Source organism: Haloarcula sp. JP-Z28, from assembly GCF_011440255.1.
Classification (GTDB): Archaea; Halobacteriota; Halobacteria; order Halobacteriales; family Haloarculaceae; genus Haloarcula; species Haloarcula marismortui.
In genome coordinates, this window is sequence record NZ_JAAOHT010000005.1 from 12,110 (window position 1) to 31,866 (window position 19,757).

The window sequence follows — 19,757 nt, forward strand, 5'->3', positions numbered from 1 at the left end:
ACAGATGCCGATTATTACGCAGGTAGAATGGCTAAAAGACAGGAATAAGCCAAACTGCGATTGTCGCCACCGGTGTATTTAACATTGTGACAGAAACAGTCCCAAACGAGATACATGAGCACAGAGACTCCCCCGTCTCGGGCGGATACTGTTGTTATCGGTGCCGGGGCCGTCGGGTGTAGTGTCGCGTATCACCTGACGGAACTCGGCGCGGAGGACGTTGTCGTCATCGACCAGGGACCGCTCCCGGTCACCGGCGGTTCATCGGTCCACGCCCCTGGAATAATGTTCCAGACCTCGCCGTCGAAGATACAGACGAAGACGGCCCACTACACCAGTCGGCTCCTTTCGGACGCCGGCGTCTACGACGAGGTCGGCGGCATCGAAGTGGCTCGCAGCGAGGAGCGCATGGACTTCCTCCGTCGGCGTGTCGAGTGGGCGACTTCTTACGGGCTGCCGGAACCACAATTGCTCTCGCCTGCGGAGGTCACCGAACACCTTCCGTTGGTTGACAAGGACGAAATTCTCGGTGGCTACTACTCGCCGACTGACGGACGCGTCGACGGCATCGGCGCGCTCCAGTGGTACATGGAACACTCCACGGCGTCGTTCTACGGGAACACTGAGGTCACCGATCTGGATGTTTCGGGGGGCGAAATCAACGCTGTCGAGACCGCACAGGGCCGCATCGACTGCGAGCGAGCCGTTATTGCGACGAACAACTGGGGCTACCAGACCGGCCAGCTGGCTGGGCTCGACCTTCCGATTGCCCCGGTTGAACATCAGTACGTGGTCACCGAGCCGATGGATGAACTCGCCGGCGTCGAGTCCTCTGTCGGCGACAACACGACGGGGCTGGAGGTTCCGGGGGACCGCTCTATCGCGGAGTACATGAGCGAAGGGCCACACCAGCCCGTCGGTCGCGATCAGGACCACTCGCTGTACTTCCGGACTCACGGTGACGCACTCGGGATGGGGTCGTACAACCACGAGACGCTCTCGGTTGACCCTGAGGCGATGGGCAAGAACTCCGAGGAACACCAGGCATCGGTTAGAGGGTTCACGAAAGAACACTGGGAGACGCCAACCCACCGTGGCCGGGACAAGTCCGCGAAGCAGGCCTTCGACGAACTACTGCCGGCGACACAGGATGTCGAGTACGAGGCCACCGAAAACGGCATCTTCGTCTTCACGCCCGATGGGATGCCGGCCGTCGGGGAGACGGCACAGGTTGACGGTCTCTGGACAGGGCTGGCTATCTGGTGGACCCACTCCGGGGGTTACGGCCGCATCCTCGCTGAGTGGATGGAGAACGGCGTTCCGCGCCTGCCGTCCGGGCCGGTCGACACCGGCGGCATCCACGTCCGACGGTTCGAACCCCACGCGGGCGAGAAGGACTACTTCGTTGACCGCGGGGCCAAGCGCTACGAGCAGGTCTACAGCATTGTCGAGCCCCGGTGGCAGCCTGATGACCACCGCACACTCCGGACCAGCCCGTTCTATCATCAGCAGAAGGAACTCGGGGCGGAGTTCTACCAGAGCGGCGGCTGGGAGACGCCACAGTGGTACGAGTCAAACGCCGACTTAGTCGAGACCTACGAGGACCGGATTCCCGACCAGGGCGGTTGGCAGGGAATCAATCGCTCGAAAATCGAGGCCGCGGAGCATCTCCACACCCGCGAGAAGGTGTCGATGTTCGACATGACGACGTTCAGCTCCATCATGGTTGAGGGCGAGGGGAGCCAGGCGTTCCTCCAGCGGGTCTGTAGCAACGATATGGACCTCGATACTGGACAGGTCCGCTACTCGCTGCTGTTGAACGAGGGCGGCGGCATCCTCGCCGATATCACTGTCGTCAAACTCGACGACGAGGAGTTCATGGTGACGACCGGCGGTGGGAACTCACCCGGCATCCACGGCGGTCACCTCGAAGACGAGGCTCCCGCAACCGTGTCGGTCCATGTTGAGGAAGGTGCAAAATCCACAATCGGCCTCTGGGGGCCGAACGCGCGGCTCCTTCTCCAGCGATGCACCGACGCGGATGTGACCAACAACGGCTTCCCCTATTTCAGCGCCAAGCAGATGTACGTCGGCGACGTGCCGGTCATCGCATTACGGGTCTCCTACGTCGGCGAGCTTGGGTGGGAGCTGTGGGCGCCGACGGAGTATGGCCAGCGCCTCTGGGAGACGCTGCAAGACGCCGGCGAGGACCTCGGTGTCCGACCGATGGGTGGCGGCGCGCTCAGTTCCATGCGATTAGAGAAAGGCTACCGGCTCTGGGGGACGGACATTGACACGGACTCGAATCCCTTCGAAGCCGGTCTGCCCTTCGCCGTCGACATGGATACGGAGTTTATCGGCAAGGAGGCCCTCGAAACCGCGCGTGAGAAGGGTATTGAGAGCAAAATCACGCCACTCACGCTCGATGACTCGACAGATATCATGCTGAGTGGGCGGCCAGTGACAAAAGACGGCGACGCAATCGGCTACGTGCAAGCCGGAAACTACGGCTACAGCATCGACGAGTCGATTGCATACACATACGTTCCGACCGAACACGCCGAAGCCGGCACGTCGGTTCAGATACAGTGTGAGGGCGAGACATACGACGCGACCGTACGCGACGAGCCGCTGTTCGATCCGACCCGAGACCGGATCATCAAATAACAGGACACCGCGATGCCCCAACAACTTTGACAGCAGGCCCGAGACGATATCAACATATGACACATACCGAATCGGACACGCTACCCGTCACATACGCAGACATCGAACGAGCCCGCGAACGTCTGGACGACGACACAGTTGTAAAGAAGACGCCAGTCGAACGGAGCTCGTCCCTTGGTGGGTTCGTCGACGCCGAGGTGTACCTGAAGATGGAGCACCTCCAGTGGACAGGGTCGTTCAAAACCAGAGGCGCGTACAACAAGATCTCGCAGGACGTTGCCGATGACGTGGAGTCCTTCGTCGCCGCCAGCGCCGGGAACCACGCCCAGGGTGTCGCTCTCGCCGCGACGAAATGTGGGGCAGAGTCAACGATTTTCATGCCGGAGAACGCGCCACAGGCCAAGATCGACGCCACGAGGGCCTACGGCGGAAGCGTCGAACTGGTCGGCAACGACTTTCAGGAGACGATGTCCCACGCCAAAGCTGTCGTCGAGGAGACCGACGCCGAGTTCGTTCACGCCTATGACGATTTGGACATCATTGCTGGACAGGGGACCCTCGGAACGGAAATGTACCACGACTGCCCCGATGTCGACACGGTCATCGTCCCCATTGGCGGCGGCGGACTTATCAGCGGTGTCTCGACCGCAATCAAGCACCTCTCGCCCGAGACGCGCGTCATCGGTGTGCAGGCGACCGGCGCTGAGACGGTGCATGAAAGCCTTGACAAAGGGATTCCGGTCGTGCTTGATGAAGTCGATACCATCGCCGACGGTATCGCTACGGGCGGTATCTCGGAGACGACGCTCGACATCATCGAGGCGAACGTCGACGAAGTCGTGACGGTTTCGGACACCGATATCGCACAGGCGATTCTCCTGTTGATGGAACGAGCCAAACAGGTCGTGGAAGGTGCCGGGGCCGCCTCCGTGGCTGCCATACTGAGTGACAGCCTCGACGTGTCGGGTGAAACGGTGATGCCGCTGCTCTGTGGCGGGAACCTCGATATGACACAGATGCGAGAAGTTCTCATTCATGCACTCACGGAGCGCCAGCAGCTCCTCCAGCTCCGGGTTCGGATCGATGACCAGCCGGGTGTGATGGAGGAGATATCTGGCGTCATCGCCAGACAGGGAGCCAACATCCACGACGTTCGGCACGAACGGTCCGTCGAGAATCTCGAAATCGGGGAGGCGTATCTCGTATTCAACGTCGAAACGAGCGGTGCCGAGCACGCACAGAGTATTATCACGGCGATACGTGATGCGGGCTATCCCGTCGATAACGTTGCACGGGAGGCCAAAAGCGGCGCACTGTGAGCCGGAACCGGCGCTCAGACTGATGGACCGACGCCGTGAGCGGGGAAACCTATAACAGGTGTGTGATGGAAGTACACATGAGTCAGGTACCATGTACGACCACATACTCGTCCCGTATGACGGTAGCGATGAGGCCCGGAAAGGGGCAGAACACGGCATCGAACTCGCCGCTGCACTCGACGCCACAGTCCATGCATTGTACGTAATCGATCTGCCGGGCACGCCCCGTGCGCTTGCGCTCAGAGATGACGAGGAGGAGATGCGCGAGGAGTACCGAGACTACGGGGAGGAGGTGCTGGCAAATCTCGGGACTGTCGCCGAAGAACACGGTGTTGACTACGAGACGCACTTCAAAACCGGCGCGCCCAGCGAAGAGATCGTCGAGTTTGCTGAAGGCGAAGGCATGGACGCGATTGTTCTGGGCTCAGCGTTCCGCGGAAAACTCGGGAACCTGCTCGGCGGAACGACGGACAAGGTGGTCCGAACGTCGAGCATCCCAGTCATCAGCCAGCGGATGAGTGTCAACGATATTTAACTCTACTACGCGTCTATCAACCGCGTCTCGCGTATGTAGATCACCAGACTGGCGCTGAGGAAACTGAATCCTGCAAGCCGAAAGTCCCCAACTGTCATCCCGATGAGGCCGACGCCCATCAGCAGTGCTGCCACCGCAGCTGCCCCCGTTGCCAGAAGTCGTCCCATACTGGTGGTAGGTGGGATTCCGAAATAAATACGCGCCCACTGGAACGCGAGATGATCGAACGACTCACCGACGGCCAGCAAACCTCAATGTACTAGATTGAGTACGTGTCTGCCGAACCACCGCAGTATAGCGCCTCAGTCCATGATATACTGCTGTCTAAGGTGAAGTTTTATTAGAGTTGCATCAGTGCATATGTATGAGACTGTGTAGCACATAAGACACGTCGACAATAGCTCCGCGGGCACGCCGTGCCCGCACAGGCGAGTACAGTGAGATAAACAGGATGCGAATGCTGTAGACGCCCGACGCCGGGATGTCGCTGGCATGACGGTAGCAACGGACCATGACAGAGCGAGACCGAAACGACGACAATGAGACACCACAGATCACTACCGCGTTCGAGAGGGGTAACGTATGGCAGATAGTGACGACCAAACCGGCGGAATGTCGGACGGGCTCCAGGTAGAACTGTTCCACCCGGAGTCCGACCGCGAGCCCGGTGACACGAACATCCAGGCGGCTGGATTCGATATCCACCCGGTGGTCTTCCCGGTGGCGCTGGCGATCATTGCGTTATTTATCGCCATAACGATACTGCTGGGCGACACAGCAGCCTCCGCGTACACGTGGTTGTTCAACACCATCGGTGACACCTTCGGCTGGTTCTACCTGCTGGCGGTGAACGTGTTCATCATTACTTTGCTGTACTTCGCCTTCAGCAAGTACGGCAATATCAGAATCGGCGGCGTTGAAGCCGAAAAAGAGTTCAGTGATTTCTCTTGGATGGCGATGTTGTTCAGCGCCGGCATGGGTATTGGCCTCATGTTCTTCAGCGTCTCAGAACCGCTGTATTACTTCCAGAACCCGCCGAGTTTCTTTGGGGCCGAAGCTGGAACCGGTGCGGCAGCGTCCGCCGCGATGGCACAGACGTTCTTCCACTGGGGCTTTCACCCGTGGGCGGTGTATGGCCTCGTGGGACTCGGTCTCGCGTTCTTCTCGTTTAACCGCGGGCTCCCACTTACGTTCCGGTCGATATTCTGGCCCCTGCTTGGCGAGCGGATTTACGGCTGGCCGGGCCACATCATCGACCTCGTAACGGTGTTCGCGACGCTGTTCGGACTGTCAACCTCGCTGGGACTCGGTGTTGCGCAGGTCAATACGGGACTCTCCTACGTGGGCGGTGATATGCTCGGCGCGGTAAATATCCCGACAGGAACCTGGCCGCAAGTCGCCCTCATCGCTGGGATTACGCTCATCGCGACCCTCTCGGTCGCGGCGGGGCTTGATGGCGGTGTCAAGCGGCTGAGCACGCTCAACCTCTACCTGATGTTCGCACTGCTCGGGTTCCTCGTCATCGTGGGCCCGACGGTGTACATCTTCGGGACGTGGACCGAAGGGCTCGGCGCGTACTTCGGGAACATCCTCGCGCTCGGGTTCTTCACCGGAACGCTCAACGAAGCGGCGAACGGGACCCCCACCGCATGGACAGTGTTCTACTGGGGCTGGTGGATCGCGTGGTCGCCGTTCGTCGGGATGTTCATCGCACGCATTTCGAAGGGACGGTCCGTCCGGGAGTTCGTTCTCGGCGTCCTGTTCCTTCCGTCGATGTTCTCGACGCTCTGGCTGTCGGTGTTCGGCGGCAGCGCGATGTTCAACTCACTGATGGGGAACGGACAGGCGCTGGCGACGTACAACGAAGTCGGCCAGACCGTTGCGATGTTTGCCCTGCTGGAGCAGTTCCCGCTTGGCGTGATTAGCGGCCTGTTGGCGACCCTGCTGGTCATCACGTTCTTCGTCACGTCGTCGGACTCGGGGTCTCTGGTCATCGACCACCTGACCTCGGGCGGGAAACACGACGTGCCGCGGACACAGCGGATCTTCTGGGCCCTCACTGAGGGGCTTGTCGCGTCGATCCTGCTCATCGGGGGCGGGCTGACAGCGCTCCAGACGGCCGCAATCACCACGGGGCTCCCGTTCGCGCTCATCCTGTGTCTGATGTGTTACACGGTGTATCTGGGGCTCGATAACGAGTACCAGATACTCGAATCCGAAGAGTTCGCAGAGACCATTCAGGATCTCTCTGAACGGGATGACGTAGATGTCGTGACCGCTGGCGACGAGATGGTGACGGATATCTCAGACCCGGGAGACGACACGGCAACTAGCACTGACTGAAGCGCTCGCGTTTTGGCGTTTTCCGTCTCGCCCGGTCAGATCTGGGCGCTATCGCTAACAGTGGTCGGAACTGCTCACACTACCGACCACCCAGTTCTGTTTCGACCGTCCGTTCAGAGTGTATCCAGAGCCGGGCAGCACCGCCGATTCCGAACGCGGCGATGGCAAGGCTAGACACGATACTGCCAGCAGGTGAAAACAGGACCCAGAGAACAGCACTGAGTGATGCGCCGATGAGCAGGCCCAACACCGGTTGTCGATTGGACAGAGTATCAGTGACGAGCGTGCCGACGACGAGAAATCCGAAGCTTGTGAGGACCAGGACGAACGCGCTACTGACAAGAATCGCGATGCGGACGAACACCCCGCCAGCGACACTGAGGCGGGCCAGCGTCGTTGCCCCGTAGAGGCCGACAATACCGACGATCATGTATCCAGCGATGCCGTAAAGGACAGCCGTCGCCGGGCTGTCTAAAATCGCGTTGACCGACTCGTCGACGTAGCTCTGCCGCAGGCGGAGTACCAGTGCGCCAGCCACGAGCACGAGAACGAACGAGCCGAGCCCGCGGAGCGGTCTGGACAGTTCAGTGCTAACGCCGGGCGCGAGCTGTCCCACAACGGGGTTCCAAATGGTTGCCGCCAGCCTCGGGAGGCTCGGCGCGACGCTGGCAGCTGCGTCAAAACTCATACTCCACATACCGTGGGTCGCCGTGAAAACCTACCGACCGCACAGCACTGGGTTAGCGCCGGCCCGCCCGGAGATTTAAGCGGTCAGAATACATACCATGTCACAGTGTCTAAATGGCCCGCAGTTCTGCTCTCGAAGCTTGTCTGGGTTGGCAAGCGGGTCGTTGCGCCGCTCCAGCGTAATGACGGGCCGAACAAGTTCAGGCTGTCGAGCATGGACACGGCAACAACGACATACGACGGTGACATCGGGTGGGCGAGACGGCCGCCAGCGACAGTTGAGTGTCCACGATGCGAGTCGGAAATCTTCCAGCACAACGCGCGTGACAGCATCGACTGTCCACGGTGTGTCGGTGAATATGGCCACGACGAATTCGCTGACATGACCCTCCTATATTTCACGTGCCCGGTCTGTCGAAGCCAGATGGAACACGGTAAACGACATCCCGAGCGGTTCGACATCCCCGAGTGGGCGACCTGTACGGACTGTCGGTACCACTGGGAGTTTGAACACTCCTACGACCACAGTACCGATTAGACAATACACACCAACCGGAGTGCCGTCGTGTGGCCGACTGTATGGTGCTTCGAAACGGCTACAGGATCAAGAGTTGAGCCCTGTCCGTTCACACGCGAGTTGGATTCGCCTTCAGTAGTACTTCCAGTCGTCCTCACGGCTTCCCTGCACGACACCGTCGTCATTGTCACTGTCCATCTCTTCCTGCTCATCAGGCCAGCGGATGCCGTCTCCGACGACGCTCTTGTACGCGAAGGCACCCAGACCGACGAGTATCAACAGAAGGACGACGGTTCCAGCGACTGCTGCCACCTGCCCGACGGACTCGAGCAGACCCGAGCCGAGTTGAACCGGAAACTGTACCATACACGTTCTTGGGGTTGCACAGGTATCACTGTTGTCGAAGCTGGGATGGCCGAGCCGCCGTCGCTGAAACGGTCTTGAGCACGGCGTTGTTCTCGGAGACATCGTGGACCCTAACGGCGTCAGCCCCGCGTTCAGCGGCAAGCGCTGTCGTTGCCAGCGTCGGCGGCAGCCTGTCCGCTTCTGCGTCGCTCATCTCGGCAAACATCGACTTCCGGGAGTGCCCGACCAACACCGGACAGCCGAGCGCCTGAAACTCGTGGAGCCGGTCGACAAGTTCGAACGATTCGGCGGCGTTTTTCCCGAACCCGCAGCCGGGGTCTATGATAATCTGTTCACGGTCGATACCGGCCTGCTCGGCGAGCAGTATCTGCTCCGTGAGGTCTCGAAGCACGTCATCGACGACATCGTCATAGGTCACAGTCCGACCTGGGTCCACTGGCGCAGACAGGCTATGCATCAGGATAACGGACGCGTCGTGGTCGGCAACCACGAACCGCATCTCGGGGTCCGACAGTCCCGACACGTCATTGACGATGTCGGCACCGGCGTCCAGCGCCGCGTCAGCGACGGCAGCCTTTCGTGTATCTACGGAGACAGTCGTGTCAAGCGACGAAACGGCCTCTATGACCGGTACTACGCGATCAATTTCCGTTTCAATAGACACCGGCTCTGCCCCAGGACGCGTGCTCTCGCCGCCGATATCGACGATATCGGCCCCGGATTCGATCATCTGTTCCGCATGACTGATAGCAAGGTCTCGACGGTTGTACTCGCCACCGTCGTAGAAACTATCTGGCGTGACGTTGAGAATACCCATCACAGCCGCCTCTTCACCGTCAAACGGCGGCGGGAACGACCGCTCAGACAGCATCTCTTCGAATTGTATGGCGAGGCAACCGAGCCCCAACCCCGCCGAAGCCAGCCGGTCGGTGAGCTGTTGAAATTGTCGCGGCGTCCCCGAAAGCGTCGTGTCGACAAGTTTCTCCGGCATCCCGACAGTCGAACAGGTACAGGTCCCGCCGCAGTCTTCGAACTCTTGTTTGACGACTCCCGCTTGGTCGCGCCGCACTGTGACCGAGAGCATCTGCTGGTGGAGTTGTGGCTCGTTTTCGACTCCAGCAGTCTCTCCCGTGGACGCCTGCTGGAGGTTCTTCTTGGGAACGACCAGCCGACTCCAGCGGTCCCGAGCTTCGGCCACCGCGTAGAGCGACCCCGCCACGAGCACGAAGTCGTCTTCGCCGGCCGTAGCTATTGCTCGTTCGGTGGCTTCGGGGACGGACTCAACCTGCTGTATCTGTGCTGCCTGCCCCTCAAACGCGGCAGCGAGCGATTCGGTGCTCGCGGCTCGGTCGACCGCCGGTCGCGTCGCGAAGGCCGTCTCGACAGCCGGAAGCGTCGCAATCATCTGCTCGTACTCCTTGTCCTGCATCGCGGCGAAGACCACGTGGAGGTCGTCGTACTCATACCGCCCGATGAGTGTCGTCAGCGTCTCCATCGCACCTGGGTTGTGAGAGCCGTCGAGGACCACCATCGGGTCGGTCGACCGGACTTCGAACCGGCCCGGCAGCGTCGCGGCCCGCAGTCCCTCGGAGATGGTTTCCGTGTCCACGTCGATGAGTTGTCGGGCCAGCGTCGCAGCAACGCCGGCGTTCTCCGCCTGATGCTGGCCAAGCAGCTTGAGGTTCGATTCGAGGGCCCAGTTAGAGCCCGTGAGTGAGATACGGTTCTCGACAGCCGAGCGCATGCCGTTCTCCGTGGCGGTCACATCGGCCGCCTCACTACCGACAGTGATAGTGTCGGTAATCTCTTGGATTGCATCAAGGGCAGCGCCGGCCGTTCCCGTCACGAGCGGGGCGTCGCTTGGGGCGACCTGCCCTTTGTCGCGAGCGATCTCCTCGATTGTGTCGCCGAGCAGGTCGGTGTGCTCTAAACTGATGCTAGTGACAGCGCTTGCGACGGGATCGACCGCGCTAGTTGCGTCGTATCGGCCGCCGATACCGACTTCCAAGACTGCCACGTCGACGTCTTCGACATCGAAGTGATAGAGCGCCAGCGCAGTGAGTACCTCGAAATGTGTCGGCTTGTCGTCCTCGGCAGCCAGTTGGTTGATACAGGGCTCTATCTGTTCAACAAACTCCGTCACCCGCGCTTTCGGTACCCGACCGCCGTTGACCGTGATTTGCTCCCGAAAGCCGTTCAACCCTGGCGAGGTAAATAGGCCGACATCTAGCCCGGCGGCTCTAAGCACACTCTCGGTCATCCGGGCGGTGCTTCCCTTTCCGTTTGACCCGGCGATCTGTACGCTGTCGAAACTGCCGTCCGGGTCACCGAGATGTGAGAGCATCCGCGCCGTCGTATCGGTCCCCAACTTGGGCCGACGACGCTGTAGCGACTGCAGGTAGTCCGCCGACTCGTGGTACTCCATAGCACAATTGGGCGGCGGCAGCCTGATTAATTTATCCCCAGAGAGGACCTGTTTCGATAGTGCGAACCGATGACAATTCGGGCTGAATCGGTGCAAACGCCCGATACTGGGCCTGAGGAACCGGTCAAGTATGCTCCCAAATCTCGACTTCGCGGCCGCTACTGTCCGGCCTGCTCTTGGGTCTGAGAACTACTCTCGTAAGCCGAGATACATGATGTGGCTTTCGGGGTCCGCAACGGCATCTCGAACACATCCTATCCCGGTAGTGTCAGCTTCACTAACATTATTACGACGGTGCAGGGAAATGCTATTCGAGATGTCTTCACAGGATGAGCAATCCGCGACCGAAGAAACACAGGAGCCGATTCCGACGGACTACGACATCGCCCAGTCGACCGACATGGAGCCGATCTGGGAACTGGTCGAACCGTGGGGACTCGGCCTCGACGACCTCCAGTACTTCGGCGAATACACCGCGAAAGTCAAACAACACGCCATCGAGCGCCTCCGCGAACAGGCCGAAAACAGGGAGCAGAACCTCGTGCTGGTAACCGGGATGACGCCGACGCCGAAAGGCGAAGGGAAGACGGTAACCACCGTCGGTCTTGGGCAAACGCTCAATCACGTCGGCGAGGAGGCGATGATCGCGATCCGAGAACCGTCGCTTGGCCCGGTGTTCGGGGTCAAGGGCGGCGCAGCGGGTGGCGGCCGGTCGCAGGTCCTCCCGATGGAGGACATTAACCTCCACTTCACCGGCGACCTCCACGCACTCACCTCAGCACACAACCTTATCGCCGCGATGCTCGATGCGAAGGTATCGCAGGGCGACGACCTGGATATTGATATCAACAACGTCTCCTGGCCGCGGGCTATCGACATGAACGACCGCGCACTCCGTGAGACGGTCGTCGGCCTCGGCGGGAAGACCGGCGGGACCCCGCGAGAGGATAGCTTCATTTTGACGGCGGCCTCCGAGTTGATGGCGGTCCTCTGTCTGGCCAGCGATATCGGGGACCTGAAAGAGCGCGTCAGTCGAATCATCGTCGCCTACGACGAAGACGGCGACCCGGTGACCGTCGAGGACATCGAGGCGACCGGCCCAGCAACCATGCTTCTCCGGGATGCGATCAAACCGAACGTCGTCCAGACTATCGAGGGGACGCCGGCACTGGTCCACGGCGGACCGTTCGCGAACATCGCTCACGGGACGAACTCGCTGGTCGCCGATAAGACAGCATTCGGCATGGGCGACTACCTCGTCACTGAGGCCGGCTTCGGCTCCGACCTCGGGGCCGAGAAGTTCATGGACGTGGTTTGTCGCAAGGGCGACATGACGCCAAACGCCGTCGTACTCGTAGCGTCGGTTCGTGCGCTCAAGTATCACGGACTCGACCAGTGGCCCGTCGACTACGACGAGATCGACGAGGCCGGCGTCGAAGCCGTCGAAGCGGGCTTCTCAAACCTCGATAAGCACGCGCGGAATCTCCAGAAGTTCGGCGTCCCGGTCGTCGTCTCCGTCAACCGCTTCCCGGACGATACTGACGAGGAGGTTCAGGCCGTGCTGGACCACTGCCGCGAGGACCTCGGCGTCAGAGCGGCTGAGTCGAACGTGTTCTCCGACGGCAGCGAGGGCGGCGTCGACCTCGCCGAGAACGTCATCGAGGCGACCGAGGAGAGCAACGAGGAGGACTTCCGGATGCTGTACGACGACGATGACAGCATCAAGGAGAAAATCCACACTGTTGCGACCGAGATCTACGGTGCTGACGACGTGAAATACACCGGTGGCGCGCTTGACGACATCGAGCAGATGAACGACCTCGACTTCGACGACTACCCGGTCGTCATGTCCAAGACCTTCCACTCGCTGAGCGACGACGCGAGCCAGAAGGGTGCGCCGGAGGGCTGGGAACTCGAAATCAGCGAAGTGTACCCATCCGCTGGCGCGGGCTTCCTCGTCGCACTTACGGCCGACGCGCTCACGATGCCCGGCCTACCGGCCCGTCCGGCCGCGGCCGACATGGATATCGACGGGGACGGCAACATTTCGGGACTGTTCTGAAACCCGGTCCTGCGTTCCAGGTTTCGCGTTTCGTCGTCTCGACGTTGAGTGGACGCCATTCAGCCGTCAACGAATGGACGGCGCTCACCGCTCCGCGTTTGCGACCGCTTCGTCAAGCGCCGCTTCGCCGGCGGCCGCTACCTTGCCTGCCTGCTGCTTCATCGCTGCCACGACTGATTCGTCGTCTAGCATGTCGAGATTAGCCCGGACAGTTGAGACGGACGCCTGCAGTGCTGCCGCGGCAAGCAGCGCCCCAACAGTTGCGTCCGGGACGGCGACCGGCGCCCCCTTCGCAGTCACCGTACGGGCCTGCTTGACCACGTCGAGACAGACCTCGGCCGTCTCCAGTGGCACCTCGGTTGAGCGTTTCGAGGCCGCCTGAATCCGATCGGCGTCCCCAGACTCGAATGCGGCCCCGACCGCATCGACCGCTGCTGCATCCTCGTCAGCAAGGTCGAGCAGCCGTTCCCGCTGGTCAGCTAGAGCCCCGCCAACATCGATGAGCTCATCGGCTGCTGTCTCGGACCCGTCTGTGTCGACGGTGTGAATGCAGACCATCTCACAGAGCGCCGCGCCCATCGCACCGCCGACAGGTGCGACCGCACCGCCGCTCGGGGTCACCTGCTCCGACGCAACCGCGTCGAGAAACTCGCCGATTGGCTGGTCCGCGAACGTCATCTGGCGGACACAGTAGTTGCAGGTAGCGGTTGTCTGTCCATACTGCAGCTATCCCGACGTGTCACCTAATTGTTTCCCCGTCGGTGTCCGCGGAATCTCGATGTCAGCTATCTCCACGACCTTTCGTTCTCAGACCCGGCTGTGGTGGCTACTTTATCGGGACCCTGACAGTCCCGCGGTCAGTCCCGGTTGTGTCTCTTGGCCCGCGATGGGCACACCCTCACGTCTGGTGCTATACGGAACAGGCAGCACACTCAGACAGTCACTAGTCTAATACGATGAGTTTTGACCCTCCGCTAGCACTCAACGGCCGTTGGGACCGCCGGTGTGTCGTCGAACCGACTCCCTGAACTGCGTGCGGTCCGCTTCGTTGATGGTTCCGACGTGCTCTCTGGTCGTCGTTTTAGTCTCCGTCTCGATGCCTCGCATGACTTCGCACATGTGCGTTGCAGTCAGTTCAACGACGACTCCGTGAGCGTCGAGTTCGTCGGCTAGGCCGGCTGCGATATCCCGCGTGAGTGTCTCCTGTGTCGTTAGCTGGCGTGACTGCCACCGGACGTATCGAATGAGCTTTGACAGCCCCACCATCTGATCCCCGGGTCTGTACGCCACATGGGCAACGCCCCGGAAAGGGAGCATATGATGTTCGCACATACTGTGGAGCGGAATTCCGGTTTTGACGATGAGACCATCGGTTTCCGCGTCGAAGGTACGCATTATCGGTTTCGACTCGGACCGAGCGCCTTCTGTTAGCGTCTCGAACATGTCCGGGACACGCCGACTCCACGTATCCGATAGTCCTGCCGAATCGGGGTCACGGCCAGCGGCTTCAAGCAGGAGACGAGTACCACGTCGTGCCTTCTCTTCGTCAAAGCCGTCTGTCGGTTGGGTTGCAGTATCGTGCTGTTGTGTAGGCTCCTGTTCCCGGGAATCCATTACAAACAAACAGGAGGGCTCAACGTACAAAGCCTCTGTTCCCCAGTAGTTCAGTACTGGAATAACAGTGGTAACATTGTGATTTCGTACCACAACGTATCACCGGCTATGAATTTCATGTATTGCAACAACGTTCAATAAGTCCTTTTGCACGGCAGTCAACACGGTTCTTTTGACCGGCGAGTCAGCCGCAATATTGTTTTCGAACCGCTGTTTCAATCGCCTTCCAGCGCCTGTACGGTCTGTTGGGTGGCTGCTGACGCTGAACGGGCGAGTGCTGTCGCATACCAGTAGTCCGCAACGCTTCTATCGAGAGTGGACGCCGCAATCTCTCCCTGATGATGGGTCAATTCACGGTCAGCGGCCATCACCTTGTGGCCGGCGTCGACGAGAACCGTCCGGGCCAGTGCTGACCGTGAGCTCGATCCAAGGGCCGCGGTGAGTGCATCGTACGCGGTCTGTCTGATGTCTCGAACCGTTTTCGCATCCGATGGCCGAGCGAGTTCCTCTGCCTCCCGCCGCGTCTGAATGCGGTCGAGCGCTCGGAGGCGAGCGAGCTGACTGTTCGCATCGACAACGGCGCTCGCGGGCCCGATAGCATACGCAAGGCGGCTGATACCGCTCTGGGCTTCCCGACGGAGTTCGTCGAAAACCATCCACCCAGGGGTGCGGTCGTCCGTGTTCGGTTCCGGCGCCAGGGTCGACTGCTGGTCGCGGATGTCTGCCAGCAATGCTTTTGCTGCGGCGGTCAGTGGTTGCCTGACTGACCCCGCATCGGGTGGAAGCGAGGCAGTGAACTGCGCCCGGATGTGGCGAGCATCACTAAGATACACTTGGGCCGCCTCGGCTGTCTCGCCCCATTCGGCGACAGACAGCAGCGCTGACTCCTCCCGTGGCCTGACATCCGTGTCAGTGGCCCGCTCCAGTCCTGCTTCAATTCGGGCGTGAACCAGCGCCGCACGCACCGGATCTGCCCCGACGTATTCGTGCTCCTGCCGGGTTTCGCGTGCCCCAGACACGGTCCGGTTGTACTCATCCCGGAGTGGAGCGGCGGTGAGGCCACGGTCGACGACGCCCCACCCCGTAGCGGCATAGCGGGCGTTCTCACGAGCGCGCCGCAACGACCGGAGCGCCATCAAGCCGGTTCGGGCCGTCCGTGCATCACCGAGACCCTGTGTTGCATCGCTTGCGGCGTCAGTCAGATGCTTGCGAATGTGACCGTTCGGGATCTCTTCCGGGCCGAGTGGCGTGGGAAGCGTCGCCAGAAGCGAGCGAACCCGCTCCCGTGTGGCGTCGAAATGGCCAGATGTGATAGTAACCGGGACCGAAGGGGGGACAGGAGACTCTCGCTCTTCGTCGCGCGAGATGTCGGGCAAATTGTAGGTATTAATAGTTGCCTTACTTCCTCCACCCAGACTGTCGATACTGCTACAGCCAGCGATGGCGCTGGTCCCAGCTAAGGCGAGCACACCCCGCCGGGTCAGCCGAGGGGATTTCCCGCCAGTCTCAGACGCCTCATCTGTCATGCCCGCTCACCACCGATCTGGGTGCGTCGGTCACTACTCGGTGCTGCCTCGCTTCCGTCTCCACTTTCCCCCTCTGCACCGACTCGCTGTCTTTCGCAGCTGTTGCCTCCAATGGAGGAGGAATAACTGGAGATGTCGTCTGCGTTGACCGTATCGGGAATCCGAATGAGCCAGACCGCGTACACCTCCTTGTCTGCTGTGCAGGGTTCGTCGTAGGGTCGACTCACCCGACCGTAGTCGGTCGTGATGTTCTCTGCCGTCCACCGGATCTGACAGAGCGTTAGTCGAAAGCACTCCTCGATCATCACAGTCTGGACGTAGACTGTTTCCGTGTCGAAGTCAGTCTCGTCGAGGAAGGTCCTGATTAGCGACCGGTCCACGTCTTCAGCAGCGGTGACCCGGTCGGCCTTGGATATCGTGTCGATAACCTCGGACTCCAGTCGACGGGTGTGTGGGCTTTCGGTCGGCCGACCGTCTCCATCATCGAGCCAGACTGGCCGACGGTCGGCGTCCACACGTGTGACAACTGTATCCGGGTCAGATACCGATCCAGTTCCGGGGGCACTCGAATCGTTGTTTTTGGAAGTGGTGCGTGTTGATTCGCCGCTGCTCTCGAAAACCCCGCTACAGCCGGCCAGAACTGTCGCTAGCCCGCAGACGCTGTGGAGGAGGGTGCGTCGGGTGGAGGGGACCATCGTGTAATGTTTCGCTTGTAATGTCATGTATAAAATTCTCGTGGTTGTTCAGATCACAGCAGACCATTCAGAGGAAGGTTCAGCTACAAATTTCGATACCGGTAGATGATGATACACTCGCAAATGCTGACAGTATACCACTATACCGAGGGATATTAGTCTATATACCACGTATTTAGGTTCAAATCCGCATATCTGGGTGACAAGGGCTATAATAAATAGATAGGACCACGGAACAGTGACCAGACGAATCCGTTCGCAACAAAACGGCTAAACCGGACCGGCGCATTCTGGCGATAATGGGGTCAGCGCAGTCCAAAGTCGCACAGCTGATCGAAACGTATGAACTGGCGTCGATGGGCGCGGAGCTGGAACGCGCCTGGCTCGGGAACACCGGGGAACGACAGAGTCTCCGTGACCTCGCTGATCGGTTCAATCAAGCTCTGCTCATGGCTGCAATCCGCGATGCGGGCATGGATGTGATCGACGGCGAACCGACGAACTTCTATCGGCTTCTGACGGATGACAATGTCAGTGCGGGGAAACGGATCGAGGCGCGGAATCGACTCGACCGAGCCGGCATCGACGTCGATACGTTGGAAGACCAGTTCGTCACGTATCAGGCGATTCGATACTACCTGACAGAGGTTCGCGGTGTGAGCTATGACTCCGAATCAGAAACTGAGCAGGTTGAGCAGGAACGCGGGACTATCGACCGCCTCCGCAGCCGCGTCGAGACAATCGTTCGGGACACGGTCGACCGACTGAACACCGCAGACAAACTCACTGTCGGCGAGTATCGAGTGTTCGTGAGCATTGATATTCGCTGTCAGGACTGCGGAATGCGTTACAGTATCAGCGACCTTCTCGACCGCGGCGGCTGTGACTGTGAATAATCGCTCAATAAATCCGGTCTTTGGGGAGAGCTACAACCGGGTCAAATATCGGTAATCCGGTTGTAGCTATCTGAGAGCGCCTGTGCGTCCTCGGGGAGCAACGCGACAACGAGATAGGAGGGGAACTCAGCGAAATACTCAACGAGTGAAGCGATACGCTCCGAGTCGATTGCTTCGAGCGAGTCAAGCAACATGAATGGAACCTCCTCGTACACATCGTGAACAAGGTAGCCGGCGAGTGCAAACACCAGCCCGGTCACTTCGCGCTCACTTTCGCTCAGATGGCCGACAGTGTCCTCGTAGACAGTTCCGCTGTCGGTGCTCCTAACGACGTGGAGGGTGAACGTCGACCCCGTGACGCTGTCGTCGCTATTATGGACTGGGTCATCTGGTGTGTCGGTCCGTTCAAGCCAGATCCGTTCGATATTACCATAACCGAGGATGTCGAGCAGGTCGTCCATCTTCTCGTTGAACTGGTCGGTCGCTTCGGCTTCGAGACGGTCGATACGCGACCGGAGGTCGATCAGTTCGTCAACCACCTCTTCCCGTTGCGCGGCCAGTTCGTTGTTCCGGCGGATCTCTGACTCGATGTCGGCGATTTCTTCGCTTACCTCGTCTCGTTCGGATTCGAGCCGGTCCAGTTCCAGTTCCAGTTCGTTCGCTTTCGTATGGAGGTCGAGCACCTCATCGAACTCTTCCGTCCGGAGCGTCGTGACCCGCTCCTCAAGTTCCTCGACGCGAGCCGAGAGGTTGTTGCGTCGCTCTCGGAGGTCAGTAACCGTCGTCTGCCGTCGCTCAATTTCTGCGTCAACGTCCTCAATCGTCGCCGTGAGTTCTTGTGCCCGCGTGCGTGTCTCCGCAATTTTGTCACGTTGGCCGGTCAGTTCATCGAGTTCATCTTCGATACTGCCGATCTCCGACACCATCTCCTGAAGATGGTCACGCATACTCTGGAGCGTCGACTCGATACGCTCCGGCTTCACCTGCGAGCCACAGGTCCAGCAGGTCGTCTTTGACCCCTTGTACAACTGATCAGTGATGTCACCCACGCTCTCGGGCTTTGCATCGATAGCGTCGGTTATCTCACGGTGTTCGCCGGACAGCAATTCCTCGTTGAACCCGATAACGTTCTGCAGTCGGGTGGTGTACTCTGAGAGTTCCCGCTTTCGTTCCCGAAGCCGGTCGATGTCTGATTCGAGCGCTTCGAGTCGTTCGGTCGGCGATTCCGGGAGGCCAGACCGTTCGACTGCGAGGTTACCCCGCTCGTCGCGTAACGCCGCAATACTCTCTTGCTCCGACTGAATATCATCTCGAACGCGTTTCAGTTCGGACCGAGTCGCCTGGAGTTCATCGAGAGCCGTCTCGAGTTCGTCCCTGTTTTTTTGAGTCGTCTGGAAATCTGCGTCCCGCTCGTCGATTCGGTCCTCCACTCGCTGGAGTTCGTCTCTGGTCTCAGCGATCTCGTCGCGTAGATCTGCCTGTTGCCGCTCGAGATCCGGGAGGTCACGCTTGAGCGACGCGATACGGTCGAGTTCCGCATCGATCTCTTCCTTGCGCTGTTCGGCCGCACGTATCTGTCGGTGGATAGATGCCACATCGACTGGCCGCATAATGATCTCTCGGAGGTCCACACCCCGTTCGACGGCTCGCCTAGCCTCGTTGTCTTCGAGCAGGAACGCGAACAGGTCCGCAACTGTCGAGTCAGTGAGAAGGCCGAGGCCAGACCCGGCAACCCCGTCGTCAGTTCTGGTCAGTGTTCGGGTGTACGTTTCCTCTCCCAGTGAGAGTTCGACGCGCCCCTGGTCTGAGTCACCTTTCACGCTCGCCCACTCGCTCCCATGGGCGGCCATCACCGACTGAAGAAATGACGTCCGATTGGTCGCATTCCGGCCTCGAAGCACTGTCACCCCTGGTGGAACCTCGACTGTCGTTTCGTCGATCCCCCCGATCTTCTCGACGGTGACGGTTGCCACCTCCCCGGATACCGAGAGTGAACCCATATTTCGGTGTGTGCGAGTGACGGGCATAAGTACTATGACGCGCGTGGCACCGCCCATTCGGATTTTCACCCTAATGGTTGCCGGCGACTAACAAGCATATGTCTG

At 60.0% G+C, this 19,757-nt stretch carries 16 protein-coding genes; 7 read left to right on the top strand and 9 right to left on the bottom strand.

The window, feature by feature from the left end:
- Window positions 1-114: 114 nt before the first annotated feature.
- From G9463_RS04030 to G9463_RS04040, 3 genes are all read left to right on the top strand, one after another.
- Window positions 115-2,667 carry an FAD-dependent oxidoreductase gene (locus tag G9463_RS04030; protein ID WP_004965939.1) on the top strand — a complete coding sequence of 851 codons (2,553 nt, stop codon included), beginning with the start codon at window positions 115-117 and terminating at the stop codon, window positions 2,665-2,667.
- A gap of 56 nt (window positions 2,668-2,723) precedes the next feature.
- Window positions 2,724-3,986, top strand: coding sequence for a threonine ammonia-lyase (gene ilvA, locus G9463_RS04035; RefSeq protein ID WP_004965938.1), 1,263 nt, complete (start codon window positions 2,724-2,726; stop codon window positions 3,984-3,986).
- A gap of 91 nt (window positions 3,987-4,077) precedes the next feature.
- Entirely contained in the window at window positions 4,078-4,521 is a 444-nt protein-coding gene (locus tag G9463_RS04040; RefSeq protein ID WP_004965936.1) for a universal stress protein, read from the top strand.
- A 5-nt stretch (window positions 4,522-4,526) separates the two neighbouring features.
- On the opposite strand, the gene G9463_RS04045 is transcribed toward G9463_RS04040, so the two are convergent.
- Window positions 4,527-4,688, bottom strand: a complete 162-nt coding sequence (locus tag G9463_RS04045; RefSeq protein ID WP_160164325.1) for a hypothetical protein — start codon at window positions 4,686-4,688, stop codon at window positions 4,527-4,529.
- A 415-nt stretch (window positions 4,689-5,103) separates the two neighbouring features.
- On the opposite strand from G9463_RS04045, the gene G9463_RS04050 reads away from it, so the two are divergent.
- Window positions 5,104-6,864, top strand: a complete 1,761-nt coding sequence (locus tag G9463_RS04050; protein WP_004965932.1) for a BCCT family transporter — start codon at window positions 5,104-5,106, stop codon at window positions 6,862-6,864.
- A 79-nt stretch (window positions 6,865-6,943) separates the two neighbouring features.
- Here the strand turns inward: G9463_RS04050 and G9463_RS04055 are convergent, their stop codons facing one another.
- Entirely contained in the window at window positions 6,944-7,552 is a 609-nt protein-coding gene (locus G9463_RS04055; RefSeq protein ID WP_049938614.1) for a hypothetical protein, read from the bottom strand.
- A gap of 105 nt (window positions 7,553-7,657) precedes the next feature.
- On the opposite strand from G9463_RS04055, the gene G9463_RS04060 reads away from it, so the two are divergent.
- Complete coding sequence (locus G9463_RS04060; RefSeq protein WP_244209914.1) at window positions 7,658-8,089, top strand: hypothetical protein; 432 nt, start codon at window positions 7,658-7,660, stop codon at window positions 8,087-8,089.
- Window positions 8,090-8,200: 111 nt separating this feature from the next.
- On the opposite strand, the gene G9463_RS04065 is transcribed toward G9463_RS04060, so the two are convergent.
- On the bottom strand, window positions 8,201-8,434 hold the full coding sequence (locus G9463_RS04065) for a hypothetical protein (RefSeq protein WP_007190526.1): 234 nt from the start codon (window positions 8,432-8,434) through the stop codon (window positions 8,201-8,203).
- Between the two features lie 25 nt (window positions 8,435-8,459).
- On the bottom strand, window positions 8,460-10,859 hold the full coding sequence (folP, locus tag G9463_RS04070; RefSeq protein WP_165896025.1) for a dihydropteroate synthase: 2,400 nt from the start codon (window positions 10,857-10,859) through the stop codon (window positions 8,460-8,462).
- A gap of 316 nt (window positions 10,860-11,175) precedes the next feature.
- On the opposite strand from folP, the gene G9463_RS04075 reads away from it, so the two are divergent.
- A complete protein-coding gene (locus tag G9463_RS04075; protein WP_049919410.1) occupies window positions 11,176-12,921 on the top strand; it encodes a formate--tetrahydrofolate ligase in 1,746 nt (581 codons plus the stop codon).
- A gap of 84 nt (window positions 12,922-13,005) precedes the next feature.
- On the opposite strand, the gene G9463_RS04080 is transcribed toward G9463_RS04075, so the two are convergent.
- From G9463_RS04080 to G9463_RS04095, 4 genes are all read right to left on the bottom strand, one after another.
- Window positions 13,006-13,599 carry a cyclodeaminase/cyclohydrolase family protein gene (locus G9463_RS04080; protein ID WP_004965921.1) on the bottom strand — a complete coding sequence of 198 codons (594 nt, stop codon included), beginning with the start codon at window positions 13,597-13,599 and terminating at the stop codon, window positions 13,006-13,008.
- A gap of 303 nt (window positions 13,600-13,902) precedes the next feature.
- Entirely contained in the window at window positions 13,903-14,535 is a 633-nt protein-coding gene (folE, locus tag G9463_RS04085; protein WP_165896026.1) for a GTP cyclohydrolase I, read from the bottom strand.
- Between the two features lie 215 nt (window positions 14,536-14,750).
- Complete coding sequence (locus G9463_RS04090; RefSeq protein ID WP_193569529.1) at window positions 14,751-16,061, bottom strand: hypothetical protein; 1,311 nt, start codon at window positions 16,059-16,061, stop codon at window positions 14,751-14,753.
- Window positions 16,058-16,756, bottom strand: coding sequence for a hypothetical protein (locus G9463_RS04095; RefSeq protein ID WP_240149930.1), 699 nt, complete (start codon window positions 16,754-16,756; stop codon window positions 16,058-16,060). Before G9463_RS04095 ends, G9463_RS04090 begins: the two co-directional genes overlap by 4 nt.
- Before the next feature lie 299 nt (window positions 16,757-17,055).
- Here G9463_RS04095 and rdfA point away from each other — a divergent pair, with 299 nt between their 5' ends.
- Entirely contained in the window at window positions 17,056-17,652 is a 597-nt protein-coding gene (gene rdfA, locus G9463_RS04100) for a rod-determining factor RdfA (RefSeq protein WP_165896027.1), read from the top strand.
- 41 nt (window positions 17,653-17,693) lie between these two features.
- Here rdfA and G9463_RS04105 read toward each other — a convergent pair whose 3' ends face one another.
- Complete coding sequence (locus G9463_RS04105; protein ID WP_049938619.1) at window positions 17,694-19,652, bottom strand: archaea-specific SMC-related protein; 1,959 nt, start codon at window positions 19,650-19,652, stop codon at window positions 17,694-17,696.
- Window positions 19,653-19,757 lie beyond the last annotated feature (105 nt).

Coding starts and splice junctions, on each gene's coding strand:
- G9463_RS04050 (WP_004965932.1), top strand. CDS start 5,104: ATGGCAGATAGTGACGACCAAACCGGCGGAATGTCGGACGGGCTCCAG.
- G9463_RS04065 (WP_007190526.1), bottom strand. CDS start 8,434: ATGGTACAGTTTCCGGTTCAACTCGGCTCGGGTCTGCTCGAGTCCGTC.
- G9463_RS04090 (WP_193569529.1), bottom strand. CDS start 16,061: ATGACAGATGAGGCGTCTGAGACTGGCGGGAAATCCCCTCGGCTGACC.
- G9463_RS04045 (WP_160164325.1), bottom strand. CDS start 4,688: ATGGGACGACTTCTGGCAACGGGGGCAGCTGCGGTGGCAGCACTGCTG.
- G9463_RS04075 (WP_049919410.1), top strand. CDS start 11,176: ATGTCTTCACAGGATGAGCAATCCGCGACCGAAGAAACACAGGAGCCG.
- G9463_RS04095 (WP_240149930.1), bottom strand. CDS start 16,756: ATGGTCCCCTCCACCCGACGCACCCTCCTCCACAGCGTCTGCGGGCTA.
- folP (WP_165896025.1), bottom strand. CDS start 10,859: ATGGAGTACCACGAGTCGGCGGACTACCTGCAGTCGCTACAGCGTCGT.
- rdfA (WP_165896027.1), top strand. CDS start 17,056: ATGGGGTCAGCGCAGTCCAAAGTCGCACAGCTGATCGAAACGTATGAA.
- G9463_RS04040 (WP_004965936.1), top strand. CDS start 4,078: ATGTACGACCACATACTCGTCCCGTATGACGGTAGCGATGAGGCCCGG.
- G9463_RS04105 (WP_049938619.1), bottom strand. CDS start 19,652: ATGGGTTCACTCTCGGTATCCGGGGAGGTGGCAACCGTCACCGTCGAG.
- ilvA (WP_004965938.1), top strand. CDS start 2,724: ATGACACATACCGAATCGGACACGCTACCCGTCACATACGCAGACATC.
- G9463_RS04080 (WP_004965921.1), bottom strand. CDS start 13,599: ATGACGTTCGCGGACCAGCCAATCGGCGAGTTTCTCGACGCGGTTGCG.
- G9463_RS04055 (WP_049938614.1), bottom strand. CDS start 7,552: ATGAGTTTTGACGCAGCTGCCAGCGTCGCGCCGAGCCTCCCGAGGCTG.
- G9463_RS04030 (WP_004965939.1), top strand. CDS start 115: ATGAGCACAGAGACTCCCCCGTCTCGGGCGGATACTGTTGTTATCGGT.
- folE (WP_165896026.1), bottom strand. CDS start 14,535: ATGGATTCCCGGGAACAGGAGCCTACACAACAGCACGATACTGCAACC.